Here is a 25992-nt window from a genome sequence, read left to right on the forward strand (position 1 = left end):
TTAGTCATCGTATTTAATCATTTTTTCAGTTGCCAATTGGAGAACGTATTCTACCTGCTCTGGCAATGTTAATTCACTGGTATCCAAAATGTAAGCATCTTCAGGAATAATCAAAGGATTCTCTTTCCTCTCTGAATCCATTTTATCTCGAGCTAATAAATTTTCTTCGATTTCAGGAATTGGCACTAATTGGTCTTTTTCCAATAATTCTGCTTGTCTTCGCTCTGCTCTCACTTTCAAATTAGCTTGCATGAAAATCTTCAACTCTGCATCCGGAAAAACATTTGAACCAATATCTCTTCCATCCATCACTACTCCTTTTTTCTTTCCTAATTTCCGTTGCTGACTTACCATGTTTTTTCTCACATCAGGTATTGCACTTACGGCACTAACCTGATTAGATATATACATTTTTCGGATTTCCTCTTCAACATTTAACCCATTCAAATAAGTTTCACTAGAAGCCTTTCTTTCATTAAAATTGAAAGTAATGTTAATATTATCGATAGCCTTGGACACCTCTTTTGGGTTATCAATTGTAACATAATTCTGATGAAAATACAAAGTCACCGCTCTATACATTGCCCCAGAATCAATATAACTATAGCCTAGCTGACTTGCTACTTCCTTAGCCGTACTACTTTTCCCACAAGCTGAAAATCCATCTATTGCAATAACTATTTTTCTCATTTTAACAATCTTTAACCGGGCAAGGCAAGGGTTTTTTCTTAGGCATTGATTTACGACCACCATTATTTACGCAGGCCGATAAAAATAAGCTTATGATAAGTAAGAATATAAAATTCAATTTTATAGCTTTTTTGAGCATCAATTTCTCCTATTCTGATACGGACACAAATATAACGGATAAGCAAGGAAATTCATGAATTATTCGATGAAATACTCAATTATATTTACTTATCTGAAAAGTTAAGCTTGAACTAATCAATTGATAATCAATTATGCTAACAAGCTTTTCATGAATAAAGCGGGGTTAAGATGAATTCTTGATTTTTAAAGTAACAACAATTACGCTCATGCCGTGTTAATTACATAAACAATCAAAAAAACTATGAAAAAGGATTCAATTGAATATAACGGACTTATAGGTGGAATTATAGTTTTTATTGGCCTTGTGGCTTACTTTCTTATTATGAATGCAGTTGGATTAGGACATAATCTAGAACTTAGAGCTTTAAATATTATTATAATGGGGGCTGGAGTTTTTTATTCCATTAAGTCGATTCATGATAAAAACGACAATTTTGATTATTTCAAAGGTATCGGAACTGGAATGTTTACCGCTGTGAGTTCATCATTGGCGTTTGCTATTTTTATATTTATATACTTATTATCTAATTCTGAATTTTTAGAAGAAATAAAAAACGTTGAACCTTTTGGGAATTATCTTAATGCATTTTTAATTTCTTTTATAATTATAATGGAGGGCTCAGGTTCTGGATTTTTCTTGAGCTATGGAGTAATGCAATGGTATAAAAAAAGAACTCCAGAAAAATTTTTGAAGGAGCAAAGAGAAAATAAAGATTCGAAATAGTGCATTTGAAGCAATTCTTGATAATTCATATGAAGGTATAGAAATGGAATATAAAAGAGGTAAAGCAGAAGAATTTTTTAGCAAGACAGGCAAAAAAATAGATGATTTGTTTTCAGAAATCAGTCAAAGCAATATTTCTGAAAAGCTTGAATTAAAAGAGCGTTTAAATGAACTTAAGCGAAATAAAGAATCCTTAGAAAAAGATTTCAATGAGTTTACAGAAGATAATAAGGAGGTCTTTAAAGATATAGCAAACAGTTTTGAGGAATCCTTCGATGATATTAAAAACCTGTTCCGGAAAAAGAAAAATCAGAAAGGATAACCTATTCCTATATTTAAAGCTGGCCCATAATTCTGCCTTGTACCTAAATTCCATTCACTTATTGTCCATCGCTCACCAGGATCTCGTGCAGGATCGTACAATTTAAAGGCGAAATCAAAGCGCAGGATCAAAAAAGAAAAATCTATTCTTAAACCAAAACCAGTGCCTATGGCAATTTCTTTATAGAATCGATCAAATTGAAATACACTTCCTGGTTTACCATTTTCAGAAAAAGACCAAACGTTACCTGCATCAAGAAAGAGCGCACCGTCCAGAAAATTGATCAAGTTACGCCTTACCTCAAAACTAGTCTCAAATATTATTTCTCCTGGCTGTTCAAAACTATAAATAAAATTCCCTTCATCATTTGTTTCCACATAACTTCCAGGACCTAAACGCCTGGGCGCCCAAGCTCTAATACTATTACTACCTCCTGCAAAATAATACTTTTCATATGGTAAAATATCCTGAGAAAAATCACCATATGGCTTCGCTGCCCCAATATGGAATCGATATGCAAAGGTGCTTTCTCTTCCATAAGGAATATAAGTTCTGTAGTCGATAGATGCTTTCAAAAATTGAAAATAAGCTAAAGAATCATCATTTATGTTTCTACTAATGACATTTACATTTAATAAATTGCCACCGGTTTCTGCAAAGAATTTTATGAAACTTGCTCGGCTGTTAGCTTGTCCATAGTTATTGAAATTTTTAGAAATATTGATAGAACTGCTGGAGACAAATGATGGCAGAAATGATCTACTGAGCTGTTCTCCAAAGACAGTTTGCTCCTCTAAAGCGTCCCTAAAATCTTCTTCTAAATCAGATTCAATTAAATTGACATCAGTAATAGTCAAATCAAATATCCATCTCTTTTTATTTTGCCATGAATAACCATAAGAAGCATTCAAATTACTTCTTACATATTCAGGACGATCGGTAAAATTAAATCCAATACCTGTTTTAGTTTTAGGATTTAATAATGCAAATTTAGATTTCAACTGAGTTCCCAATGGGAATAAAAAATGTGGAAAAGTAAGGGATAAATTAGCTCTTGCTTCTGTGGCTGTAGTAACTTGTGTTTGATCAGATAAATTTGCCACTCCTTCAAAACCTAAGCGTCCTGAAAGTTCCATTATTTCAATTCCACCAAATGGATTTCTATTTTTCAGAGACACATTATAAAAAGGGCCAGGTAATCCAAAAGTTACATTAACATTGACACCCAACTCATTACTTAACTGATACTTCTCTAATGGACTGGTAAAGATATTGGCCACAAAATCCCCTCCAGCCGTATCAAATTTTATATTCACAAATCGAAACATATCTAAGTTAGCTAACTGACGCTGGGTACTTAGGGTATTTTCCAAACTGTAATATTCACCTGGCCTCAGAAAAACTCTCTGATCCAAAACCTTCTTTCTGTAAGCTTGCTCATAATAAAAATAATTGATCGAATTAAATGGTTCTAATTTACGGCTGCTTCCTCCTACTTGTGTATTTACGTCCGTTGTAAAATTGACTCTATCTAATTTATAGCGCTTATGATTATTTTCATCCTGTGGTTTATTGATTAAAATTTCTAAAGCCATGGATGTGGTATCTGGGTCTCTATATACATTGAATTCAACAAATTGTCTTGAAAAAGTATAATACCCTTTATCTTTCATAATATTTTCGATTCTTTCACGCTCTTCTGTCAATTTACTTTGGTCATAATTATCACCTGCTTTTACCAAACTATTTCTTCGAGCACCAACTAGTACACTCATCATTACCCTATCGCCACCTGTATCATAAAAAACTGTATCAATTAAATAGGATTTATTTTCTTCAATTTGATAGGTTATGATCGCTCTATTGTCATTAACTCCTTTATATTTTACTTCATAATCCACCTTGGCATCGAAAAATCCTTTAGATTCCATAAAGAGTTGAATTTGATCAGTAGTATTTTGAGCTACAGCAGAATCAAAGATAGATAAAGGTTCTCCCCATCTCATGAAAAGGTTTCCTTCTTCTAACTTTGTAGAGAACTTTTCATTTTTCTTATTCAATTTCCTTTCAAGCCTGGTCGCTTTATTAAGGTTATCCGCTTCTCTAGCCGTTTGTATTCTTTTAGTTATTTCTTCCTCTGTTTTTTGCTTTTCTTTTTCAACTTCCTCCTCATCATAATATCTTTTGCCCACTTCATAAAAAGCCACATAAGGGGAAATTGGCAATAGAAGAATTCTTCTATTAGCTTTTTGAGTAAATAAATTATCTAATCTATCGGAAGAAATATTTTCATTACCTTTAATTTTCTGCTTGTAAAGAAGCTTTTCATCTTTTTTCAAATAACTTGTGCCCACACAAGAAGTGAAAAATATGATGCTGACCAGCAGAAAGAATTTTATTAATTTTATAATCAATTTCAGTGCTATCGAATAAATGCTTACTAAGAATAATACAAAGTTCATCAAATCTCTTCAATTAAAGAAATTCAGACAAAAAGAAGGTCTATTTATTGTTGAAGGAGGCAAAAATACCATTGAATTATTACACTCTCCCTATAAAATAAAATCTTTATTAGTTACTGAAGACTTTTTGAATATACACCAAAAAGAAGTATTGAGTTCTGAAATTGAGCCAATAATTGTAAAAGAAAAAGAATTAAGTTCATTAGGATCATTTCAAAGCAATACGGATGCATTGGCTGTCGTACATGAAAAAGTACCTCCAAAATATGATGAGAGCGGGTTTGATTTGGTGCTAGATGACATAAGAGACCCAGGCAATTTGGGTACTATCATCAGATTAGCAGATTGGTATGGCATCAAAAACATCATTTGCTCAGAAACTACTGCAGAATTTTACAACCCAAAAGTGATTAGTGCTTCTATGGGTTCCATTTTCAGGACTAATTTGTACCGAAGAGATTTGAAAGGATTTTTAGGAGAAAATAAGCACCGAAAAATTTACGGTGCTTTATTGGAAGGAAAAAATGTGCACCAAGTTAAATTCGAAGCTGATGGACTGTTAGTAATTGGAAATGAATCGCATGGGATTCATCAGGACATTATTCCATCGATTTCAGATAAAGTAACCATTCCTAAAATTGGTCATGCAGAATCTTTAAATGCCGCTATGGCTACGGCTATTATTTGTGATAATGTTTTTAGAGATTATTAATTTTCAAGCACAAAAAAACCTGTTTACATTAAGCAAACAGGTTCAGATTATTTTTATAAATTTTTAATTATGCGCCAGCTTCAATAGTAGCTTTCATAGTAAAAGTAATAGTATAATCCATTTGAGCACCTGCATTTCCAGTAAGAGTGATATTCATTAAAGATCCATCATCAAGTACATATACTTCAACTACCTCTTTCAGCTGACGAACATACTCTGGGTCAAGAGAATTTAATTGTTCTTCAAATGTTGAACCACTAAGAACCCCCGATCCAGTTGATACTTTGGTACTGCCAGCATCAAATTGAAGCTGTAAATCAGTAGGAATTGCACTGCCTTCTGCTAAATTATCAACTACTACAAAGTTAAAAGAATCAACTGTAAAATCCTTCATCTGCTCACGTCTTTCGTCAATCTCATCAGATGCTACATCAACTTGTTCTACAATTTCAAAAGCACCAGTTTCTGTACTTGATACTCGAAAAGTTTTTGTAATATCAGTTGGGACATCAATAGTAATTTCTTCTGATAAATCTTCACAAGAGATTGCAGTTAAACTGAATAATAAGGTAAGTGATACTGTATAAATCAATAAATTCTTAAATGTGCTCATAATTTTCTTCTTTTATGTTATGATTCAAAAGTACAACTAATTATAAAAATAATATATTATAATAGACTAAACGATCACATTTTTCGATGAACTGCATTAATTTATAGGTCTTAACAATCTCTGGTTTGTAAGAATCCATCATGTTTAAAAAATTAAATTTAATGCTTCCATAATACATAAGTTTAAATTACGTTTGTAGTTAGATTTTATGCATACTATCAACCTAATTCGAACTATATGAAAAACTGCATATTACTGATTTCACTAATTAGTTTCAGTCTATATTCTCATGCTCAAAATAGAATAAGCGGTTATATAAAAGATGCCAAAACAGGGGAGAACTTAATTGGTGCCAATATATGGCAACCCTCCACAAAAAAAGGTACCTCAGCCAATTCCTATGGCTTTTATAGTTTAAATATCCCTGGAGACACCGCTATCATTGAAGTTTCTTATGTTGGATATGCCACTGTCAGAAAATTTATAGAATTAAAGGGCCCCACTACTCTTAATTTTGAATTAGAGTTATCTGATGAATTATCGGAAGTGGTGGTAAAAGGATCACGCCCTGATTTGGAACTCACCAAAATGAGCAGCATGAAAATCAGTGCTCAGGACATTAAAGCTATTCCTGCCTTATTGGGTGAGGTAGATGTATTAAAAACGATCCAATTAATGCCGGGTGTGCAAAGTGGCTCAGAGGGAAGTAGTGGAATTTATGTTAGAGGCGGTGGTCCCGATCAAAATTTAATTTTGTTGGATGGCGTGCCCGTTTATAATGCATCTCATTTATTCGGCTTCTTTTCAGTATTCAATGCCGATGCCATAAGCAATGTGGAAGTCATAAAAGGAGGATTTCCAGCCCGATACGGAGGAAGGCTTTCATCGGTTATAGACATCAATATGAAAGATGGAAATATGAAAAACTGGCAAGCTGAAGGAGGCATAGGCTTGATATCTTCCAGGTTATCAGTTGAGGGGCCAATCAAAAAAGATAAAGGTTCTATTATCCTTTCTGGAAGAAGGACTTATATAGATATTTTGGCTAGACCATTAATTAGAGCCAGCACGGATGATATAGACTTAGGCTATTTCTTTCATGATTTTAATGCAAAAGCCAACTACAAATTTTCTGATAAGGACAGAGTTTATATAAGTGCTTATACGGGTAAGGATAAATTTTATGCCAGGGATGAATATGAGTTTGACAATGGAGGTACTATAAACGAATATAAAGATGAAGCAGGCATTCAATGGGGTAATTTTACCACAGCAGGAAGATGGAACCACTTATTCTCAAATCAATTATTTTTAAATACTACAGCTACTTACAGTCAATATAGCTTTGATTTATTTAATGAGAGCTATTCACGCTATGCTACACCTGATGAGGAAATAGAGGAGAATTTCTATTCTGAATACACCTCTGGAATTAAAGATTACGGTTTAAAATTCGATTTTGATTATTACCTAAACAATGGTCATTCTTTAAAATTTGGTGCTAATTATATATACCATATTTTTCAGCCAGAAGCTTTTAATTTTGAAGCTGATTTTGAAGCTGATTTTGATTCCCCTAATTCAAAACCCATTTATGGAAATGAATTCTCGATTTATGTGGAAGATGAATTTGAACCTATTTCAAAATTAAAAGTAAATGCAGGCATACATGCATCAGCTTTTAGAGTAAAAGAAGAATTTTATCCTTCTTTTCAACCAAGGGTTAGTGCGAGATATTTAGTCAACAATAAATTATCTTTTAAAGCATCCTATGCTGAAATGGCTCAATTTCTACATTTGCTAACAAACTCAGGAATTGGATTACCGACAGATTTATGGGTTCCCGTTACAGACAATATTAAACCACAATATGCTCAACAAACTGCAATCGGGATGTCATCTTTAATAGCAGATGGTAAATATGACTTCTCCGTTGAAGGTTATTATAAAAACATGAACAATTTGATTGAATATAAAGAAGGTTCTAATTTTCTGAATTTAGATGAAAGTTGGGAAGATAAAGTAGCAGTTGGAGATGGATGGAGCTATGGTGCTGAATTCCTGTTCAGGAAAAAAGAGGGGAATTTCAATGGATGGATTGGCTATACATTATCCTATAACAACAGACAATTCGATAATTTAAATTTTGGAAGAGTGTTCCCTTATAAGTATGACAGGAGACATGATATAAGTGTGGTAACCAATTATAGAATAAATGAAAAATGGGAAATTAGTGGCACCTGGGTATATGGCACAGGAAATGCTATAACTCTTCCGATTGCAAAAATTGCTCCTATTTCAGAAAGACCAAGACCCGATGATGGAAATTATTATGGAGATAATGATTTATACCAATATAGTGATCGAAATGCATACAGAATGCCTGCTTATCACAGAGCAGATTTTGGGATTACGAGACATAAAGAAAAAGACTGGGGAAGCTCAAGTTGGACAGTGAGTATTTATAATCTTTACAACAGACAAAACCCTTTTTATGTTGGTACTACAACAAACAGCATTGGGGAAACATCTTTTAGCCAAATCAGTCTTTTTCAATTGATCCCTTCCTTTACTTACAACTTTAAATTCAGACCTCATGAAAAATAATCTAAAGCTTATATTGCTGTCATTAATCATATTCTTAGGATGTGAAAAAGAAGTCGAATTAGATATCGATGAAAATGAATCAAAATTAGTATTAAATGCTTGGCTAAAAACAGGAAAATATCCTCAAGTTGAAATTAATCGATCTACTTTTATTTTTGATAAAAGAGGAACTTCTAAAATCAATAATGCAGAAGTAATCTTATTTGAAAACAATGAAGAAGTGGGATTTTTGGAGCATTATGAAGGAGGTTTTTACCGAAACGAAAACATTGAAATAAAACCAAATGCTGAATATAAAATTATTGCAAAAGTCGATGGTTTTGAGGATGTTTCTGCTATCGAAAAATCTTCAAAAGATTTCACTGAGAATGATTATAGTTTTGAATATAAATCGGAAGAAGTAATTGACCAATTTGGATCTGGCAATCGATCAGAAATCAAATTTACTTTCAAAGATAATGCCTCCTCTGAAGATTATTATTTATTTCAATTAAAACACTCCTCTAAAAGATGGGAAATAGATAATCCTGAAGACACCTCTTATAATGAAGCTTACACCTATTTAGAATCATCAGATTTACAAATAGAACAAATTTACTTAGCGGGAATGGGCGGATTGAAAGTGCTGAAAGATGAACTTTTTAATGGGAATGAGTACACCATTCGATTTAAAACAAACAACCTTTCAAATGACTTTTATAGTGATGAGGAATATAGTGGCACTTCTGAATATTTCTTTGAAGTCCATAAAATTAGTAAATCTTTTTATTTGTATTTGAAAAGCTTAGAATATAACCAATATCCTGATCCATTTACTGAACCAACACAAATTTACACTAATGTAGAAAATGGTTATGGAATTTTAGCTACCTCTGCTCTTATTGAAATACCAATTGAGGTAGAAGGTGATGAAGATTTAAATGAGTAATTCAATAGGTAAATATCTAATTATAATAGGTGCCTGCATCGTTTTTACAGGCATCATTATTTATTTTTTCTATGACAAACTGCAATGGATTGGGAAATTACCTGGTGATATTAGAATAGAGAAGGAAAATTTTAGGTTCTATTTTCCGATCACAACTATGCTGTTGGCTAGTTTGGTAGTTTCTGTATTAATAAAAATTATTCAGAGATTTTTTTAGTAGATGTAGTATGGACAAAAAGCCAAATACTTTACTATTCGGCTTTTTAGAAATTAACCCACATAATTCATGAAAAGGGTATAAAAAATGCAGAAGTTCTAACTCCTTTAATTAGCCAAAATATAATACTTATTCCGAATTATCAGCATAAGGTATTGAGGCTTTTTAAGTAGGGTAGTCTTGCTAAATACCTAAAGATCTCAAAAACCAAATAAAGTTTGCTCGGAGAGAGCGGGAAGGAGGACAAAAAGGCGGGGAGGGTGCTGGATTGAAGCGTGGAAGCATCTTTTTGTCTTGACTTTTTGTTTCTTTTTTGTCAAGAAAAAAGAAAGTAAGAGAAAATTTGGAAATGAAATACTAAAAACGGAATAAGAAACCCCGCTTTTTTACCAAAAGCCTATTTTTTGAGGGTCATTACTGCTAAAAAATTTTCATAAAATGCTATATAAAAGCATAGTTAAGAGTTTTAATACAAGATCAATTATCATGAGAAGCGTAAGTAGACTCTACTTAAAAGCAAGCAACGCTAGAAGTGAATAGACATCATAAGAAAAACACCTATTATAAAATGGAACAAGAATAAGTTTACAACTTAAATTTTCTTGTATAAGAAAGAGTTGGAAATGTAACAAAGGTAGAACCTCCACTATAACTAAAGGTATCCCAGTCTGAAGAATTATAGGGTGCTGGTACATCCGAATTTACGATAAGCATATGAGTCAATCCAAGTTGCCAACTCACCAATTCATTATTTTTTCTTACAAACCGGATTCCTGTTAGGCCATACCAAATATTCCTACGGATATTGTATTCTCCCTCTTGAAAAATAACTGATCCATCAGGTAAAAAAGTTTGTCTGTAGGCAAACTCTGTTGATTTGAAATTGAATAAATAGTTCTCAGTTAAGAAATAAAAATATTTTCCTGCCCTAACAATGCCTGAGAGATTTCCCACCACGGAAGAACTTTGTTCGGAATTATTACCAGGGTCAAAAAACAAATGCCCACCACCCAATGTGATATTGGAATGATTGTTTCCATACGTATAGGTTGCAAAAGCAAGATTACCAAAAAAGTTGGTACCATAGGTTCCTAACATTAACATGTCCCCAATGGCAAAATGAGAGTTTTCTTGTATAGGAATACTATACTTTGCTGTAATATAAACAGGCAATCCAATTATAGTAGTCCCCATACCAACTGTTAATCGATCAGTTACACCATACTGAAGATCATGTGACAAAAAATAAAGGGTATTGTAATACAATTCTCTTTTCTTTAATGGACGAGCTGAAGGAGCAAAGAAATAGCGTGAATCGTGTTCTGAAATCATCGAGTCAGGATGAATGTCTGGTTCAGAGTCTGCAGTATATGATTCTGATTCATCATAATTTGGATTATCAATAATATCCCGAATATTGTAAAAAATGATTACAGCTCTTTCTTCACTAGGTGAAGAATTTAGATTTGAACCTGCAAAAACAGAGCCTAATAATTGATTATCACAGTCCTCAACTTCAATTCTATATCCTTTGTCCGTTTTTAATATAGAAGAAAAATAATAATTACATTTTTCTTTAAAATCAACAGAATTAGTGAGGTACAAATTCTTTTCTAAAAATTTCTTTTGAAGTATATTTTCAACTTCATGGTTTATCACTGAAGTCCTATCATCAATAACAATTTTATTTTGTGCAAGCACAGAAAATGACAAAATAAAGAAAAACAGAATGCAGAAAGATTGAAAGATTGATTTCATAAAACAATTGATAGTTCACTATGAAATTAAAGCTTTAGTATTAATAATCAAACAATGCTATACTTTTTATTTATATTTTTTTTACAACTTCATACTCTTCAACCTCAAGCTATTCAATACCACTGAAACAGAACTAAATGCCATTGCTGCTCCAGCTATCATAGGATTTAATAAAAAACCAGTGAAAGGATAAAGCAAACCTGCTGCCAAAGGAATTCCGATTATGTTATAGATAAATGCCCAGAATAAGTTTTGCTTGATTCCTCTGATTGTTAATTGAGATAAATGAAATGCTTTGGGTAAATTTTGTAAGTCCGAGCCTATCAAAGTCATTTTAGCAACATCAATGGCAATATCAGAACCTTTACCCATAGCAATGCTAACATCTGCTTGCGCCAGGGCTTCAGAATCATTAATTCCATCGCCCACCATAGCCACTACTTTGCCTTTGGATTGCAATTCTTTAACAAAATTAGACTTATCGGCAGGCATTAAATGCGCTTTCAAATGCTGAATTCCAACAGCATCTGCTACAGCTCTGGCGGTTTTCTCCGCATCTCCTGTCAGCATATATACATCCATTCCCCTATCGCGCAATTGCTGAATACTTAATTTTGCATTCTCTTTTATTTTATCGGCTATGCCAATCAATGCTAGAATTTGATTTCCATCTGCAAAATAAATCACCGTCTGACCTTGAGATTCCCATTGATCTGCCAATATTAAAATCTCATCATTGATCTCAATATTTTGCTCACTCATGAGTGCATGATTCCCAACAAAATAAATGAGCTCACCCGATTTAGCTTTCACTCCCCTACCTGAAATGCTTTCAAAAGCATCCATATTTACTGCCTGTAAATCAACTGATTTTAATTTATTTAGAACCGCTTCAGCCAAAGGATGCTCACTTTTGGCTTCAATTTGATATAAAATCGATTTGAGTTGCTCATTTTCGGATAACCATTTCTGATTAACCACTGATGGCATTCCTTCCGTAATGGTTCCTGTTTTATCCAAGATAATGGCATCTGCCTGATAAGCTTTTTCCAAACTCTCCGCATCCCGAATGAGCATATTATTTTCCGCTCCTTTTCCTACTCCTACCATAATGGCAGTTGGTGTTGCTAAACCAAGTGCGCATGGACAAGCAATCACCAGAACAGTTATAGCCGAAAGCATTCCTTGAGTGAGCGCATTATCTCCTCCAAAAATTTGCCAGAGAATGAAAGTTAAAATAGCAATCCCGATTACAGCCGGTACAAATATTCCAGCTATTTTATCTACCAATTTTTGAACTGGTGCTTTACTTCCCTGCGCTTCTTTTACTCGATCAATAATGGATGCTAATAAAGTATCTCCTCCAACTTTCTCCGCTTTGAAAGTAAAGCTTCCTTTTTGATTGATGGTACCCGCAAAAACCTTTGCCCCTTCAATCTTCTGAACTGGAACGGGCTCTCCGGTTATCATGCTTTCGTTCACATAAGAATCCCCACTAAGCACTTTACCATCCACAGGAATTTTATCGCCTGGTTTTACTAAAATTTCAAATCCTTCTTTTACTGCATTGATTGGAATTTCTTCTTCTTTCCCATTTACTAAAACGATTAGAGTTTTAGGTTGCAAGCCAATCAATTTCTTCAAAGCTGAGGATGTATTGGTTTTGGCTTTTTCTTCCAAGTATTTCCCTAATGAAATAAAGGTGATAATGACTACTGCTGCTTCATAATAAACATGGGCTTCCAGGCCTCTTTGTAGCCAAAATTCTGGATAAAAGGTATTAAAAACACTCAGTATGAATGCAATACCCGTACTTAGAGCCACCAAAGTATCCATATTGGCTTTTCCGTGAGTAGCTTGCTTCCAGGCTCCGGTAAAAAAATGACCTCCGAAATAGAATAAAACAATGGCGGATAAAGGCAGCGAAATATAATGTCCTGTTTCCCAGTTCATGAAAAACATTCCGATGATGAAAACTGGAATGGAGAGAATGGCAGAACCAATCAAGCTTTTTTTGATTTTGAGAAACTGCTTCATTTGCTCCTCTTCCTGCCTCTCTGCTACATTATCTTCTTCCATGATAGCATCATAGCCAACACCTTGCAAAGCAGTTTTTAAATCTTCTAGTGAAACTTCATCAGGGTTAAAAGTTGCCCAGGCGGTATGCGTGGCGAAATTCACATCAGCATCTGTCACTCCTTTTGTACTTTTCAATGTGGAGCCAACACTTGTAGCGCAAGCTGCACAGCTCATGCCAGTTACTGGAAATGTTTTTTTGATAGTATTGGATTCAACTTTTTCAGCCATATATCTTTTCCCTTACGGAAATATTAAAATCTTCAAAATAATATATAAACAATTTTTCATATATTACGATATGAAAGTGATGGAAGTTCAAAAGAATGATAAAAAATTAGCGGCTATGGCAAAAGTATTGAAAGCTGTTGCCAATCATAATAGATTAAGGATTGTTCAGCTCTTACTTGATAATGGCGAAATGACTGTGAATGAAATCTGTGAAAAGTTGGAAAACTGTGAACAATCGCTTTTATCGCATCATTTGGCGGCTTTAAAAGAAGCTGGGGTTTTAAGTTCAAGAAGAGATGGACGCAAGATTTTTTATTCCTCAGCCAAAAAAGAAATAGAAAATTTATTGAGTTGTATTGAAAATTGTTGTGATACAGAATAAGAAATGCCGTTAATCAAACTATTAACTATTATAAAAGCAGACAAAAATATTGTTTTCGACCTTTCAAGAAGTATTGATTTACACAAAACATCAACTAATCATACAAATGAAGAGGCAATAGGAGGCAGAACTGAAGGGTTGATAAAAATTAATGAAAGTGTAACTTGGAGAGCCAAACATTTAGGAATTTATCAAATACTTACAACCAAAATTACTGAATTCAAGAGACCAGAATATTTTTGTGACGAAATGGTTAAAGGTGCTTTTAAAGAATTTAAGCACGAACATCACTTTAAAGAAATTAAAAATGGAACCCTAATGACTGATCATTTCGAATACATATCACCATTAGGAATTTTAGGTAAGTTGGCAGATAAAATTTTTCTGAAAAAATATATGATTGATTTACTTGAAAAGCGAAATCAAACTATTAAAGAATTTGCAGAATCTGATAAGTGGAAAGAAATAATTAAATAAATGAACGAAAAAATAAAAGAAGTATTAGAAAGAACACCTTTTGAACCTGAACTTAAAGAAGAAATCTTAAAATCGGGTCGCTTGAAAAAAGCTAAAGCAGGGCAAACGGTCATCACACCAGATGATGAGGCGCAAGAAATGCCTTTGGTGATGTCAGGTTTATTGAGAGTGATGCGAAATGATGACAATGGAAATGAAGTATTTCTTTATTATTTAGAAGGAGGAGAAACTTGTGCCATGTCTATTACTTGTTGTCTGGAGGGGAAAAGAAGTTCGTTTCATGTGGTAGCTGAAGAAGATTCGGAATTATGGATGATGCCCGTTTCCAATTTGGATAATTGGATTACAAAATACCCAAGCTTCAGAAGATTTGTTTTCAATTCTTATCAAACCAGATTTGATGAATTATTGCATACTATCGACAGCATGGTATTTATGAATTTGGACGAAAGGCTCTATAATTATCTACTGGATAAAAAAATTGCAAGCGGTTCATTTGAAATTAAGAAAACACATCAACAAATTGCAAATGAATTGAATACTTCAAGAGTTGTAATTTCAAGGCTTCTTAAGAAATTGGAGAAGGAAGATAAAATAGAGCAAAGAAGAAATTATATAGAAATTCTTTAAAAAAGACTTTATAAATCCGATTAAATGGCATTTTAAATCAATCAGTAACTGATGTTACAATCCACTTTTTAAGACTGCCGTATATTTGTAGAAGTTTAAAAAAAGAAAATTATTTAGAGTTATGAACATAGAACAAATTTATACAGGATGCTTGGCGCAAGGCGCATATTATATTGAGAGCAACGGAGAAGCTGCTATCATAGATCCTTTGAGAGAATCTGCTCCTTATATTGAAAAAGCAGAAAAAGACGGAGCTAAAATCAAATATATATTTGAGACTCACTTTCATGCAGATTTCGTTTCCGGTCATGTTGATTTAGCAGAAAAAACAGGAGCAACCATCGTTTATGGACCAGGTGCCAAAACAGATTTCAAAATGCATGAAGCTACAGACGGTGAAATCTTTGAAATTGGAGATATAAAAATCAAAGTTTTACATACGCCTGGTCATACTTTAGAAAGTACCACTTACTTATTACTAGATAAAGAAGGAAAAGAAAAGGCAATCTTCAGTGGTGATACTTTATTTATTGGCGATGTAGGACGTCCTGATTTGGCACAAAAAGCTGGAAAAATCACGCAGGAAGATTTAGCTGGAATGCTTTTCGATAGCTTGAGAAATAAAATCATGACTTTACCTGATGATGTAGTGGTATATCCTGCTCATGGTGCTGGTTCTGCCTGTGGTAAAAATATGAGTAAAGAAACTACTGACCTTTTAGGCAATCAGAAGAAAACAAACTATGCCTTGAGAGCGGATATGACTAAAGAGGAATTTATTGCGGAAGTTACGGATGGTTTATTACCTCCTCCACAATATTTTGCTCAGAACGTAGCTATGAACAAATCTGCAGACACTTCAGGTTTAGATAAAATCTTAGAAAAAGGTAATGTAGGCTTAGATGTTGAGACATTTGAAGCAATGGCAAATCATGAAGGTGCATTAGTATTGGATACACGTCATCAAGAAGAATTTGCTAAAGAACATATTCCAAATTCTATCTTCATTGGAATTGACGGAAGCTTTGCTCCTTGGGTAGGCGCTTTAATTCCTGATTTACAACAGCCGATTGTATTCATTGCTGAAGAAGGGCGTGAAGAAGAGATCGTAACGCGTTTATCAAGAGTTGGATACGATAATACTTTGGGCTATTTGAAAGGTGGAGTTAGTGCATGGAAAGCAGCAGGAAAAGAAACTGATAGCGTTAAATCTATCCCAGCTACGGAATTTGCTTCTGCAATAAAATCTGGTGATTTAACTGTATTGGACGTAAGAAAGCCATCAGAATTCCAATCAGAGCATGTTGAAGATGCACAAAATTTCCCATTAGATTATATCAATGATAATTTTGATGAGTTAGATAAAGAGCAGACTTATCATGTGCATTGTGCTGGAGGATACCGCTCCATGATTGCGGCTTCTATCATGAAATCAAGAGGAATTCATAATTTAGTGGATATTGCAGGTGGATTTAAAGCCATCAGCGAAACGGACATCCCTAAAACAGATTATGTTTGTCCTTCAACATTAAAATAAATAGTAATAAATTCTAACATTAGAGGCTCCCTTAATTTTTAAGCGAGCCTCTTTTTTAAACATTTTTATATGAAATTTTATTCATATATATTATTCTTGATTTTTACGCCAATCTTCTTGCAGGCGCAGAATAACCATCAACAATTTGAGTCTATAGATTCGGTTAAACATGGTTCATTCAATCCGAATGAAGCTCACAGTTTTCATGAATGGTTTAAAAAAGGGCATGTTAGCGGATTGTTTAGAAGCAATACTATTCAAACCTACAGACCAGAAAGCAAAAATTTTAGTGCAGCATCAGGTTTGGGTGGAAGAATTTACTATCACAGTGCTTATTGGCATGGTTTTCAGATGGGAATTGGAGGGATTTACACCTACAATATTCTTTCAACAGACTTAAGTGATTCAACCAGAAATCCTTATACACCAAAATGGGAACGTCAATTATTTGATTTGGAAGATCCAAATAATAAACATGATTTAGACCGGCTTGAAGAGCTTTTTATAAAATATCGCTACAAAGATTCCTATATTAAAGTAGGGAAAATGTTGTTAAACACACCTCTTGTAAATCCTCAAGATTCCAGAATGAAGCCTTCCGCATTTCAAGGAATTTGGTTAGATTGGAATGAAGGCCATCGTTTTGAAATCAATGGAGGATTTTTCAATAAAGTTTCTCCCCGATCTACTACCGAATGGATAAGCATAAGCGAAAGTATAGGTCTTTATGACCACTTAATTGACCCTGAAAAAGAACATCATGCTATCTCTACACAAGGGCTTGGATTATTAGGGGGCCATTATTTACCAAATGAAAAGATTAGCTTACATTCTTGGCAATACTATATTGACAATATAAGTTTCGTCTCTTTTAATCAATTGGAATATACCCAAAACTCAATAAAATTGGGTGTTCAGTATTTATTTCAAAATTCATTGAGTGAAAATCATTTTCTTGAAAAAAATCACAAGGCTCAACTCTTATCAGGGCAATTAAAATGGATTGGAACAACATGGCAAATATCTTACAACCAAACCATTAGCTTGACTGAGAATGCTTTAAAGTTTCCAAGTGAATGGGGAGCGGAACCATTTTATACGTTTATAAGCCGTCATAGGATTGAAGGCTTAGATCAGGTAAACAGTCAAGCACTTAAGATGGATTTTCAGCCTATTGAAAGCTGGTCTTCTTTGAATATAGGACTGTATGGAGTGCATAGTAGCTTCAATCAAAATAAAAAAGAAAGTTCCCTAACTCAATTAAGCTTAGATATTCAAACTCATTTAAAAGAGGATTGGAAAAACCTTAAAATCAGATTTTTAAATTCTTATTTTATGACTGAAGGATTTAGTGAAAGTTCATTTTTACATGAAGATATATTTCATTCACAATTGATTGTGAACTATAAATTTTAGCTTAAACCTGAGTTCGATTATAATTTAGGATTCAGAACGCCTGTAAATAGTGAGTTTCAACTAAAAATTCTGAAGCAATAGCGGGCTATTGCAAGGGATTTTTAGGAAGAAAATCGCTGTTTAGAGGCGGGATAGGAAAAGCTTTTCCATATAATCTAATATACTGCGTTATCTTCCCTCGAAATAGCTCGCTATATCTTCTAAAAGACGCCTTGTCTTTTGAATGGATGTCAGCCATAGGCTGGTCACCCCTTGGGTGAAAAATCTGAATTTATAAATTAGAGTCGAACTCAGGTTTTAAGCTTTTCTCAATTTCAAAATTACGGTAGTCCCACTTTTTCCATCGCTTTCAATATCAATTTTACCTTTCATTTTTTTAACAAATTTAATGACAATAGAAAATCCCAACCCATTTCCAGCTTCATTAGCAGTCCCTGTACTACTTGCTATATGTTTTCCCTCCAAGACCTTATGAATAACTTTTGAGCTCATGCCAACTCCAGTATCAGTTATATCAATTTTGATATAAGCCCCTTCGTTAATGGCTTTTAATCGAATTTCACCTCCTTTTTTAGTAAACTTCACAGCATTGGAAATCAAGTTTCTAAAAATGGTCAACAATGCATTTTCATCAGCCAGTACCTTAAACTCTTCATCAATTTCATTTACAATTTTGATATCTTTTTCATCCAATTGATAATCAAATATTTCAATTGTTTTCTCAGAAATATCTCTTACTGTCAATTTTTCTATATTAAAAATAAAATCTCCCTTCTGACTAAAAGTCCATGACAATAATTGGTTAGTGAGTACTGAAATGTTTTGCACCGACTGTGTGAGATAATTAAAATATTGAGATTTTCTTTTTTCATCTGGCTCAATTTTTAATAGGTTTAGCATTGCTCCAATATTGCCAATTGGCCCTTTTAAATCATGCGCAATAATTCCAAATAATTTATCTTTGCTATTGTTCGCAATAACTAAAGTCTGTTTTGCTCTATATAATCTAACGGCTAAAAACAATAATATAAGTAAGAATAAAATAATCAGGAATCCTATTACATATTGTAACCGGATTAAATCTTTCTGAGCACTTAGCTTTTCCTCTTTTTCAGAATTCTGGATTAATAAATCTTGATTTTCTTTATTCCTCTTTTCTACATCGTGTAGCGTTTTAATTTCTTCCAACTGCCGCGTTCTTTCCAATGCTATGAGAGAATCTTTTTCAACACTATGCATTTGATGATATGCGTAAGCCTTATCATAAAAACCCTGCTCTGCATAATTCTCAGCAATTAATCTGTAAACCTTTTCCTTTTCACGAGTTTCTGTCGTCTCCTCCATCATTTGTAAGGACTTATCATAGTAGAACAAACCACTATCGTAAGCTTGAGTTAGGGTATGAATTTCTCCTAAAGTATAATAACTATAAATCAAAACAGAACGATATTGATGTTCTTCCTGAATATGAACTGCCTTATAAAGTAGGGCTAAAGCTTGTTGATATTGACCTAACTCCATTTTAGGTTCAGCTAAATTGCCCAGTGTTATCGATAGTCGAAATGTATTATCTCCCTCTTCATTAATAGCTAATGACCTTTCGTAATTACCAATTGCATCTTGATATTTCCCTTGAAAACAATCTACTATACCTAAATATTCATAATTGGAAGCTATATTTAAAGAATCATTTGTTTGAAAGGCGTATTCCAACATCTTTTGATAATAGGCCCTGGCTATATCATATTTTTTTATGCTTACGTATATCCCTGCCAGGATATTGGTTGCCTCAATGAGATGGGTGGTATCTTTAAGTTCCTCAAAAATGCGAATACCCTCCAAAATTTCCTCTATGGACTTTACATTATCTGTCATCCTCCATAAGGAATGTGCTATTCCAATCTGTGCCTTCCCATAATAGAATTTATTTTGAGCATCAATAGCAATTGATTTTAAAACCTCATAATTCTTCAAGGCGACAGGATATTCACCGGTTATGTATAGTGCATCGGAATAATTAAGGTGGTATTTTAATTTGTCCTCTTCAGAATCAAATTTTACTAAATCTGCTTCAAATTCTGAATAATACTCAATTGCGCACTGATAATTTTCAGCCACAAAACAGGAATCTCCCTTTTGAATACCCCCCCCATAATCTTTAACTTCCTGTTCAAGGGTAAGTGCAACATGTAGAAAAAGCAAGTTTAAAAATATAATCACAATAGTTTAATAAAGTAAAACTCAAATTAAGCTATTGTGACTAAATTCAATAGATATTTTAGCTATTTTTTTCCTTTTAGTTTTTCGTATTCTCGTTCAACAGCATTGTAGGAGTTATTAACATATACTCCAAGAAAATGAAAAATAATCCCTATGCCCCAACCTAATGTCATCCATGCAGGCCAGGGAAGAAAGAAACTGCCATAACTACTTCCGAAACTTCCTGTAAAATACCATAACAACCAAACTAGTACATTCACCGAAAGGTAAGTTGTTAGGTGTCGTTTAAATCCAACTCTAGCTTCCGCGAGTTTCCATAATTCCTCATCTCTGTTTTCCATAATACTTATTTAAATTGATTTTATAAATTTGATGCTTAATACGGTTTAACTGACTATCAATTACTTTTTATCTGTTATTAATCATTCACAATATTGAATATTATACCAGCATATAAACTCCTTCTGGTCAGATAATTGGAATTATAGCTACTGTAATCATAAATGTAGCTGATCGAGTTTTCATTTTTGAAATCAAAGACATTGGCTACATTTATAAATACAAGACCATTTAGTTTACTTGATAATTGAAACAACTTGCTTGCTCCTAAAGAGAAATTTGTATAAGGGTTAAAGAAGTTAGGCGATGATTGCTCTTGAGGTGCAAATACATCTAAGCTTGAAATAAATTGAGCACCATTCACTAATTGAAAAGTATTTCCTCTGAAGGCTTGAAATGAAGCATTCAAATTCCATCCTGGGTAAGGAATATACTTTAAAAAAGTACGTGCGAACCATTCCCAATTGCTATTTTGATTATAAAATGAAGCTGATTGATCTAGCTGAAATTTCTGTTTACAGAAAAAACTTAATCTACTCTCGCTGCCGGCAATTGAGCTATCTCCATGATTTCGGAAAAAACTTTGATGCAGTGCCCAGCCCTTTTGTTTGAAATCCAAATCAATACTTGATTGAGCCTGTTCTATTATTTGAGGATCAGTATCTATGCGAGTTTGGTAATATTTTCCATGGCCTAACTTCAACTGCAGGCTTTTATTTATTTTCCATAAATAATTGAACTGATAGCTCCACAATTGCTGGCGACTGTTCGGAATATAAGCTATTCGCATTCCTGAACCGAATGCATGTTCACCCCATTTTTTTCGGCCATACAGATAATACTCGTGACTTTGCAGCTGTTCTTTTGAATCAATTGCAGTTGAGGGATGTTCAGGTGCCAACGCATAAGCAAAAGCGGGAACCCTACCCTGAAATCTACTATTTTAGTTCCAGTAGGCATAGCCTGTTTTAAATACATCACCCTTTTTACTATAAGTGAAATTTGCCGATGCATAGGGATCATTGTTTTGTGAACTATATTCTAGATTACCAAAATGATAGTGGTTTTGGCTAAATGAATTGCCTGCAACCACTGAGGCTTGCCAAGCCCCAAAATCCTGTATCCACTGAGCAGTGGTGATGCTTCGTTCAGCATTTTGTAAAAATCCATCTTGATAGCTGGGATGTTCAAAATTGAAATTATACGAATCAACTAATCCATACTGGTAGATCTTAAGAGATCCCCATGACTGATGGGTGGTGAAAAGCGCACCGCCTTCGTAGGCATTAAAACTATTGATATCTTCAAAATTACGTGTATTGACTCCCTTTAAGATTTCATCAAACTGATAATTTCCAAAAACCCCTAAATTAGATTTTTCTCCAAGCTTTCCACGAACTGAATATCCTAGGTTGGCCATAGATATACTAGCAGTATGTTGCCAATAGTCTGGAAATCGATCTGCTAGTTCCAGCACTACAGTACCGGAGGTAGCTTGACCATATTCTACCGGTGGATTTCCTGGAAAAACGGTAGCACTTTTTAGAAAATCGGTGTTGAAAATACTAAGTGTTCCAGTATTCGTTAATTGTGCATATTTAACAGGATTCTTTAAAGGAACCCCATTCAAGAAGTAACCGGTTTGTTGCGGTGAAGCACCCCTAAATGCTACGGCCGCATTTTCATCCTTCGTAGTTGATGACATCTGTGTATTGATAGCTACCAAAGCATCTGCTTTAGAGTTCGGATTTGTATAAATATCCAAGGGTTGCAATTTTTCGAAAGCGAAGTTTTCAGCTCCTAAAACGCTGGCCTTTACCTCAACACTTTCCAACTGTTGGGAAAAAGGTTCCATATTAATCAGGATATTATCATCCTGCTCAGCTACAATAAGTACCCTTTCTTTATATCCAATAAAACTGCAAACTAAGGTATCGCCTATGTTAAGACCCGCTATTTTAAAGTAGCCATGGCTATTTGTCACAGCATTGATGTTATAATTGCTTTTCATCCAGACATGGGCTCCGGGAAGCGGTTCATCATTTGAAACGATCTTCCCAGAGATTGATATTTGCCCCAAGACACTGTTCAAGGTAAAAATCCAGCCCATTAAACACAACAACTTCTTCATCATTGAAAACTGTTTTATTGATCAATTTAAATGCTAATTTTATTTGCTTGCTTGAGCTTGAGGCAATAGTTGAGAGGATACCCATTTAAAGTTAGGCTCAACAGTTAAAGCCTTCTCGAACGTTTCAATTGCTTTATCCTTTTGACCAATGGATTGGTATGCCTGACCTAAACTAGCCAGTGTATTAATGTATAGCCATCCTTGATAATTTGCCTTTTCATATAGCGCTATTGCTTTTTCAAAGGCCTCGACTGCAGCTTCTTTATCACCACCAAAAGTTTCTGGGGTATAGAATAGTGAAGTTCCTGAAATCATATTGACAATCGGTGAATCACTATTCTTCTCTAAAGCACTTTCAATTGCACTTGAGCTTTTAGGACCATAATACATGCCTTTCCAAGGAGAATAGGCCATGATAAAACCATAGATGGAAGATCGAAGTGCCATCGCTTCTGCCTTATGAATTCCTTGCTCTTCTAGACTTTCAAGGTATTCTAAAGCGGGATCAACAAATTCATCAAACTTTTCCTCATTGGATGAAACCATTGTATTATTCAAAATCCCATAATAAGCAATGGCTTTCTCTAAAGACCAATCATTCTCATTCTGATCAAGTGCTGATTCCCATAAACTCTGACTGCTCAATAGGTAAGCTTTATACATTAAACTATCTACTTTCTGCGCTTTGCTCAATTGTGCATTGATTACAATCATCAAAACAACTGCTAAAATTATTCTAAACTTTTTCATAATAAACTACTTTATTTTATAAACTATATTAAGATAAAAAAAGACTTATAAAAGTCTTATTGATTTTCTTAAACCTCAATCGGTTGGCTTGATATAGGATCTTAATGCATTTAAATAATTTTCAAATGCATCAACTCCTTGATCTGTAATACTACAACTGGTATGAGGGTAATTATCCTTAAAGGTCTTCTCAACCTTTATGTAACCTGCATCTTTTAATTTATTCACCTGCACACTCAAATTACCTGAAGTAGCATCTGTTTTTTCTTTAATAAAATTAAAGTCCGCTTTTTCAACATTCATTAATAAGCTCATGACTGCCAATCTTAACTGGGAATGTAATAATGGGTCTAATGGATCAAACATGATACTATTTGGTATTTTTAAGCAAATGACCTGGGATTACAAAGCTGCAAACAATAGCAAATGCCAATAAAAGAATTTGATATTCAAAGTTCAAATATGCAGCAACTATTCCACACAAAACACTAATAACTCCACCAATTGCCAGTGGTTTAAATTTAATGATTCCTGCAGTTGAAATAGTAGCAATACCATATAAAAACATAAAAATAGGATAAACTACATTCATACCGAATTGGGGACTAATCACTAATAAAGCTAAGATTACAAACAAAAATCCTAACCAAATATAGCTTAACGCCCTATCGATATAAGTATGCACTTTCTTCTTTTTACTCTTTCTAGCAAAATAGACGGTATTAATTACACCTAAAACAGGCATACTTAACCAAACATAATAAGCTTCCCTGAATTCCAAATGATATTGTAACACATAATGAATTAAAGCTGAAATAGCCACTGCATAACCCCACATTAAATAGATGCCCCTATCCTCTGAAAGATTGTACTTTGAACTGTTGACCATCTCTGAGATGATATTCAAACTTTCTTCTACTTTTATTTTTTCTTGTCCCATTTTCTTAATTATAGTTTCCCAAAATTTAAACTTAATTTGATACCAAAATTATTTAAGTCTTGCTCATTTAATACTGCATCCGCATTTAGATAGGCAATTCTATAATAAAGTCCAGCTGATAAATGCATTATTTTGTTAATAGAATACCACACTTTTACATTGGGCTCAATAAAGAAAAAATCCTCCTCAACATCATCCATCGCATAGCCACCTGAACCTGTTAAAACATCTCCTCCTACTCTAATTGATTCTTTCACTTCATTAAAATATCCAAACATAAAACCGCCATAACCCAATGAATTCAATTCACCTGAAACTGAATACACTGAATTTGCACTACCATAACCAGCACCTCCGATATAAAAATTTGAATTGATTACCCAAGCTCCACCACCTCCAATCATTAATAAATTACCGTTGCTCGTGAATTCAGATGCTGCATGGACTCCACCGAAGCCGCCTTGCGCACTCACCCTTTCAGCTCCAAGAGCTGATACTGCGAAAACTAACACTAGAATAAATAAACGTTTCATAGCCTTCCTTTTTAACCAACATTACAAATGTAATTTAGTTTATTATATAAACCAAATTATTAAATAAATAATGTTGAAAATTTTAGGAAATTATTTTCAGACAACAGTTTTAAGGAGGTTCCAAAGCATAAGCTTTTTGGAAGAGTCTTTATTAAGCTCTGCTAGGTCATGCGCATAGATGGCATTTCCTTTATTAATTTTCAGAATAGAATATTCAGATGATTGAACAAATTGATTATGAAATGAAAGGAACAACTTTAAATGTTGGATAGATTTTAATTGTTGAGGGTGTTCTTGAATAATTTCATATTGCCCCTCCTCTATATTAATAGCTTTCAATAATTTATTGAGAGTTTCCTTTTCTGGATTCTCTAAGTTTTCACTCACCAAAATCACCACTTCCTTTTGAGGGGTTTTTGGTTCCTCTGGTTTTGATTTAATTTCTTCTTGGGGTTCTTGAACAGTTTTAGCAACAGTATCTTCCTGCTCTATAATATATTCATTACTATCCTCTTTTTCTTGAAATACAAAAAGCTGATCACCATCAAATAGTTGAGCTAAGTAGTCTTTTTCTATTTCCATTATTCATCTAATTTAAAAATAGATTTTAATTCTGTGGCTTCTTCTGGCTTCATTCTTTTTCCTAAAACTAACCGCAGTTGCCTTCGTCTCAACGCACCATCAAATAACTCTTGTTCCTCTTCTGTTTCAGGAATTAATTCTGGTACATCTATAGGTCTACCCGATTGATCCACGGCTACGAAGGTGAAGAAAGCGGAGTTTGAAGGATATTTTTTTCCTGAAGGAATATTTTCCCCTTTAACCACAATATGAACCTCAACTGAAGAACTAAAAGCCCTTGTTACTTTAGCCTCCAAAGTCACCACATCGCCTAGTGCAATTGGGTGCTGAAAAGAAATATTATCAACAGAGGCCGTAACCACAATTCTGTTACAATGCTTTTGTGCAGCAATGGCAGAAACAATATCCATCCAATGCATTAATCGACCACCCATTAAGTTATTCAACGGGTTAGTGTCATTAGGCAATACCAATTCGGTCATGATGGTATAAGTATCTTTTGGGTTTTTTGCTTGTTTTGCCATATTTAATCTGATTTGTCACAAAGATAAAACATAGATTGCAAACCGACTTC

The 25992-nt window shown here is 33.8% G+C and carries 26 protein-coding genes; 11 read left to right on the forward strand and 15 right to left on the reverse strand.

Features of this window, described 5'->3' with window-relative positions; translation table 11 throughout:
• Positions 1-690 (reverse strand): (d)CMP kinase, encoded by a 690-nt coding sequence (gene cmk, locus ABWH96_RS18375; protein ID WP_375578959.1) that lies wholly within the window; start codon positions 688-690, stop codon positions 1-3.
• Between the two features lie 382 nt (positions 691-1072).
• On the opposite strand from cmk, the gene ABWH96_RS18380 reads away from it, so the two are divergent.
• Positions 1073-1555, forward strand: a complete 483-nt coding sequence (locus ABWH96_RS18380; protein WP_375578960.1) for a DUF4199 domain-containing protein — start codon at positions 1073-1075, stop codon at positions 1553-1555.
• A gap of 43 nt (positions 1556-1598) precedes the next feature.
• The gene (locus ABWH96_RS18385; protein ID WP_375578961.1) at positions 1599-1877 is read left to right on the forward strand and encodes a hypothetical protein; all 279 of its coding nucleotides are present in this window, start codon (positions 1599-1601) and stop codon (positions 1875-1877) included.
• Here the strand turns inward: ABWH96_RS18385 and ABWH96_RS18390 are convergent.
• On the reverse strand, positions 1865-4339 hold the full coding sequence (locus ABWH96_RS18390; protein ID WP_375578962.1) for a BamA/TamA family outer membrane protein: 2475 nt from the start codon (positions 4337-4339) through the stop codon (positions 1865-1867). The two genes, ABWH96_RS18385 and ABWH96_RS18390, sit on opposite strands and share 13 nt — an antisense overlap.
• Between ABWH96_RS18390 and ABWH96_RS18395 the strand changes: the two genes are divergently transcribed.
• Positions 4311-5051 (forward strand): RNA methyltransferase, encoded by a 741-nt coding sequence (locus ABWH96_RS18395; protein WP_375578963.1) that lies wholly within the window; start codon positions 4311-4313, stop codon positions 5049-5051. The two genes, ABWH96_RS18390 and ABWH96_RS18395, sit on opposite strands and share 29 nt — an antisense overlap.
• A 67-nt stretch (positions 5052-5118) precedes the next feature.
• On the opposite strand, the gene ABWH96_RS18400 is transcribed toward ABWH96_RS18395, so the two are convergent.
• Positions 5119-5664 carry a hypothetical protein gene (locus ABWH96_RS18400; RefSeq protein WP_375578964.1) on the reverse strand — a complete coding sequence of 182 codons (546 nt, stop codon included), beginning with the start codon at positions 5662-5664 and terminating at the stop codon, positions 5119-5121.
• 237 nt (positions 5665-5901) lie between these two features.
• On the opposite strand from ABWH96_RS18400, the gene ABWH96_RS18405 reads away from it, so the two are divergent.
• From ABWH96_RS18405 to ABWH96_RS18415, 3 genes are read left to right on the forward strand one after another with little or no spacing between them, the layout of a single operon-like run.
• Positions 5902-8271 (forward strand): carboxypeptidase-like regulatory domain-containing protein, encoded by a 2370-nt coding sequence (locus ABWH96_RS18405; protein WP_375578965.1) that lies wholly within the window; start codon positions 5902-5904, stop codon positions 8269-8271.
• Positions 8261-9199 (forward strand): DUF4249 domain-containing protein, encoded by a 939-nt coding sequence (locus ABWH96_RS18410; RefSeq protein ID WP_375578966.1) that lies wholly within the window; start codon positions 8261-8263, stop codon positions 9197-9199. The genes ABWH96_RS18405 and ABWH96_RS18410 overlap by 11 nt, the downstream gene beginning before the upstream one ends.
• Complete coding sequence (locus ABWH96_RS18415) at positions 9192-9416, forward strand: DUF2905 domain-containing protein (protein WP_375578967.1); 225 nt, start codon at positions 9192-9194, stop codon at positions 9414-9416. Before ABWH96_RS18410 ends, ABWH96_RS18415 begins: the two co-directional genes overlap by 8 nt.
• A 585-nt stretch (positions 9417-10001) precedes the next feature.
• On the opposite strand, the gene ABWH96_RS18420 is transcribed toward ABWH96_RS18415, so the two are convergent.
• Both ABWH96_RS18420 and ABWH96_RS18425 read right to left on the reverse strand, forming a co-directional pair.
• Complete coding sequence (locus ABWH96_RS18420) at positions 10002-11174, reverse strand: hypothetical protein (RefSeq protein ID WP_375578968.1); 1173 nt, start codon at positions 11172-11174, stop codon at positions 10002-10004.
• An 81-nt stretch (positions 11175-11255) separates the two neighbouring features.
• A complete protein-coding gene (locus ABWH96_RS18425; protein ID WP_375578969.1) occupies positions 11256-13481 on the reverse strand; it encodes a heavy metal translocating P-type ATPase in 2226 nt (741 codons plus the stop codon).
• Positions 13482-13560: 79 nt separating this feature from the next.
• On the opposite strand from ABWH96_RS18425, the gene ABWH96_RS18430 reads away from it, so the two are divergent.
• From ABWH96_RS18430 to ABWH96_RS18450, 5 genes are all read left to right on the forward strand, one after another.
• On the forward strand, positions 13561-13863 hold the full coding sequence (locus tag ABWH96_RS18430) for an ArsR/SmtB family transcription factor (RefSeq protein ID WP_375578970.1): 303 nt from the start codon (positions 13561-13563) through the stop codon (positions 13861-13863).
• A 3-nt stretch (positions 13864-13866) separates the two neighbouring features.
• Entirely contained in the window at positions 13867-14340 is a 474-nt protein-coding gene (locus ABWH96_RS18435) for a cell division protein (RefSeq protein ID WP_375578971.1), read from the forward strand.
• The gene (locus tag ABWH96_RS18440) at positions 14341-14970 is read left to right on the forward strand and encodes a Crp/Fnr family transcriptional regulator (RefSeq protein ID WP_375578972.1); all 630 of its coding nucleotides are present in this window, start codon (positions 14341-14343) and stop codon (positions 14968-14970) included.
• 121 nt (positions 14971-15091) lie between these two features.
• On the forward strand, positions 15092-16507 hold the full coding sequence (locus ABWH96_RS18445; protein WP_375578973.1) for a rhodanese-like domain-containing protein: 1416 nt from the start codon (positions 15092-15094) through the stop codon (positions 16505-16507).
• 69 nt (positions 16508-16576) lie between these two features.
• Positions 16577-17923 carry an OprD family outer membrane porin gene (locus ABWH96_RS18450; protein ID WP_375578974.1) on the forward strand — a complete coding sequence of 449 codons (1347 nt, stop codon included), beginning with the start codon at positions 16577-16579 and terminating at the stop codon, positions 17921-17923.
• 297 nt (positions 17924-18220) lie between these two features.
• Here the strand turns inward: ABWH96_RS18450 and ABWH96_RS18455 are convergent, their stop codons facing one another.
• The 10 genes from ABWH96_RS18455 to ABWH96_RS18500 form a co-directional block, all read right to left on the reverse strand.
• Positions 18221-20143 (reverse strand): tetratricopeptide repeat protein, encoded by a 1923-nt coding sequence (locus ABWH96_RS18455; RefSeq protein WP_375578975.1) that lies wholly within the window; start codon positions 20141-20143, stop codon positions 18221-18223.
• A 62-nt stretch (positions 20144-20205) separates the two neighbouring features.
• Entirely contained in the window at positions 20206-20484 is a 279-nt protein-coding gene (locus ABWH96_RS18460; RefSeq protein ID WP_375578976.1) for a 2TM domain-containing protein, read from the reverse strand.
• Positions 20485-20561: 77 nt separating this feature from the next.
• The gene (locus ABWH96_RS18465; RefSeq protein ID WP_375578977.1) at positions 20562-21383 is read right to left on the reverse strand and encodes a hypothetical protein; all 822 of its coding nucleotides are present in this window, start codon (positions 21381-21383) and stop codon (positions 20562-20564) included.
• 42 nt (positions 21384-21425) lie between these two features.
• On the reverse strand, positions 21426-22616 hold the full coding sequence (locus ABWH96_RS18470) for a carboxypeptidase-like regulatory domain-containing protein (protein ID WP_375578978.1): 1191 nt from the start codon (positions 22614-22616) through the stop codon (positions 21426-21428).
• A gap of 36 nt (positions 22617-22652) precedes the next feature.
• The gene (locus ABWH96_RS18475) at positions 22653-23363 is read right to left on the reverse strand and encodes a tetratricopeptide repeat protein (RefSeq protein ID WP_375578979.1); all 711 of its coding nucleotides are present in this window, start codon (positions 23361-23363) and stop codon (positions 22653-22655) included.
• Between the two features lie 75 nt (positions 23364-23438).
• Positions 23439-23729, reverse strand: a complete 291-nt coding sequence (locus ABWH96_RS18480; RefSeq protein ID WP_375578980.1) for a winged helix-turn-helix domain-containing protein — start codon at positions 23727-23729, stop codon at positions 23439-23441.
• A 4-nt stretch (positions 23730-23733) separates the two neighbouring features.
• On the reverse strand, positions 23734-24303 hold the full coding sequence (locus ABWH96_RS18485; protein ID WP_375578981.1) for a hypothetical protein: 570 nt from the start codon (positions 24301-24303) through the stop codon (positions 23734-23736).
• Positions 24304-24311: 8 nt separating this feature from the next.
• Complete coding sequence (locus ABWH96_RS18490) at positions 24312-24836, reverse strand: hypothetical protein (RefSeq protein ID WP_375578982.1); 525 nt, start codon at positions 24834-24836, stop codon at positions 24312-24314.
• A 96-nt stretch (positions 24837-24932) separates the two neighbouring features.
• Entirely contained in the window at positions 24933-25418 is a 486-nt protein-coding gene (locus ABWH96_RS18495; protein WP_375578983.1) for a hypothetical protein, read from the reverse strand.
• Entirely contained in the window at positions 25418-25942 is a 525-nt protein-coding gene (locus tag ABWH96_RS18500; protein ID WP_375578984.1) for an acyl-CoA thioesterase, read from the reverse strand. Before ABWH96_RS18500 ends, ABWH96_RS18495 begins: the two co-directional genes overlap by 1 nt.
• Between the last annotated feature and the right edge of the window lie 50 nt (positions 25943-25992).

The organism is Marivirga tractuosa (assembly GCF_042140215.1).
Classification (GTDB): domain Bacteria; phylum Bacteroidota; class Bacteroidia; order Cytophagales; family Cyclobacteriaceae; genus Marivirga; species Marivirga tractuosa_A.

Coding starts and splice junctions, on each gene's coding strand:
- ABWH96_RS18430 (WP_375578970.1), top strand. CDS start 13,561: ATGGAAGTTCAAAAGAATGATAAAAAATTAGCGGCTATGGCAAAAGTA.
- ABWH96_RS18460 (WP_375578976.1), bottom strand. CDS start 20,484: ATGGAAAACAGAGATGAGGAATTATGGAAACTCGCGGAAGCTAGAGTT.
- ABWH96_RS18410 (WP_375578966.1), top strand. CDS start 8,261: ATGAAAAATAATCTAAAGCTTATATTGCTGTCATTAATCATATTCTTA.
- ABWH96_RS18385 (WP_375578961.1), top strand. CDS start 1,599: ATGGAATATAAAAGAGGTAAAGCAGAAGAATTTTTTAGCAAGACAGGC.
- ABWH96_RS18390 (WP_375578962.1), bottom strand. CDS start 4,339: ATGAACTTTGTATTATTCTTAGTAAGCATTTATTCGATAGCACTGAAA.
- ABWH96_RS18405 (WP_375578965.1), top strand. CDS start 5,902: ATGAAAAACTGCATATTACTGATTTCACTAATTAGTTTCAGTCTATAT.
- ABWH96_RS18445 (WP_375578973.1), top strand. CDS start 15,092: ATGAACATAGAACAAATTTATACAGGATGCTTGGCGCAAGGCGCATAT.
- ABWH96_RS18435 (WP_375578971.1), top strand. CDS start 13,867: ATGCCGTTAATCAAACTATTAACTATTATAAAAGCAGACAAAAATATT.
- ABWH96_RS18470 (WP_375578978.1), bottom strand. CDS start 22,616: ATGATGAAGAAGTTGTTGTGTTTAATGGGCTGGATTTTTACCTTGAAC.
- ABWH96_RS18490 (WP_375578982.1), bottom strand. CDS start 24,836: ATGAAACGTTTATTTATTCTAGTGTTAGTTTTCGCAGTATCAGCTCTT.
- ABWH96_RS18425 (WP_375578969.1), bottom strand. CDS start 13,481: ATGGCTGAAAAAGTTGAATCCAATACTATCAAAAAAACATTTCCAGTA.
- ABWH96_RS18495 (WP_375578983.1), bottom strand. CDS start 25,418: ATGGAAATAGAAAAAGACTACTTAGCTCAACTATTTGATGGTGATCAG.
- ABWH96_RS18420 (WP_375578968.1), bottom strand. CDS start 11,174: ATGAAATCAATCTTTCAATCTTTCTGCATTCTGTTTTTCTTTATTTTG.
- ABWH96_RS18450 (WP_375578974.1), top strand. CDS start 16,577: ATGAAATTTTATTCATATATATTATTCTTGATTTTTACGCCAATCTTC.
- ABWH96_RS18500 (WP_375578984.1), bottom strand. CDS start 25,942: ATGGCAAAACAAGCAAAAAACCCAAAAGATACTTATACCATCATGACC.
- ABWH96_RS18400 (WP_375578964.1), bottom strand. CDS start 5,664: ATGAGCACATTTAAGAATTTATTGATTTATACAGTATCACTTACCTTA.
- ABWH96_RS18395 (WP_375578963.1), top strand. CDS start 4,311: ATGCTTACTAAGAATAATACAAAGTTCATCAAATCTCTTCAATTAAAG.
- ABWH96_RS18415 (WP_375578967.1), top strand. CDS start 9,192: ATGAGTAATTCAATAGGTAAATATCTAATTATAATAGGTGCCTGCATC.
- cmk (WP_375578959.1), bottom strand. CDS start 690: ATGAGAAAAATAGTTATTGCAATAGATGGATTTTCAGCTTGTGGGAAA.
- ABWH96_RS18485 (WP_375578981.1), bottom strand. CDS start 24,303: ATGGGACAAGAAAAAATAAAAGTAGAAGAAAGTTTGAATATCATCTCA.
- ABWH96_RS18480 (WP_375578980.1), bottom strand. CDS start 23,729: ATGTTTGATCCATTAGACCCATTATTACATTCCCAGTTAAGATTGGCA.
- ABWH96_RS18380 (WP_375578960.1), top strand. CDS start 1,073: ATGAAAAAGGATTCAATTGAATATAACGGACTTATAGGTGGAATTATA.
- ABWH96_RS18440 (WP_375578972.1), top strand. CDS start 14,341: ATGAACGAAAAAATAAAAGAAGTATTAGAAAGAACACCTTTTGAACCT.
- ABWH96_RS18475 (WP_375578979.1), bottom strand. CDS start 23,363: ATGAAAAAGTTTAGAATAATTTTAGCAGTTGTTTTGATGATTGTAATC.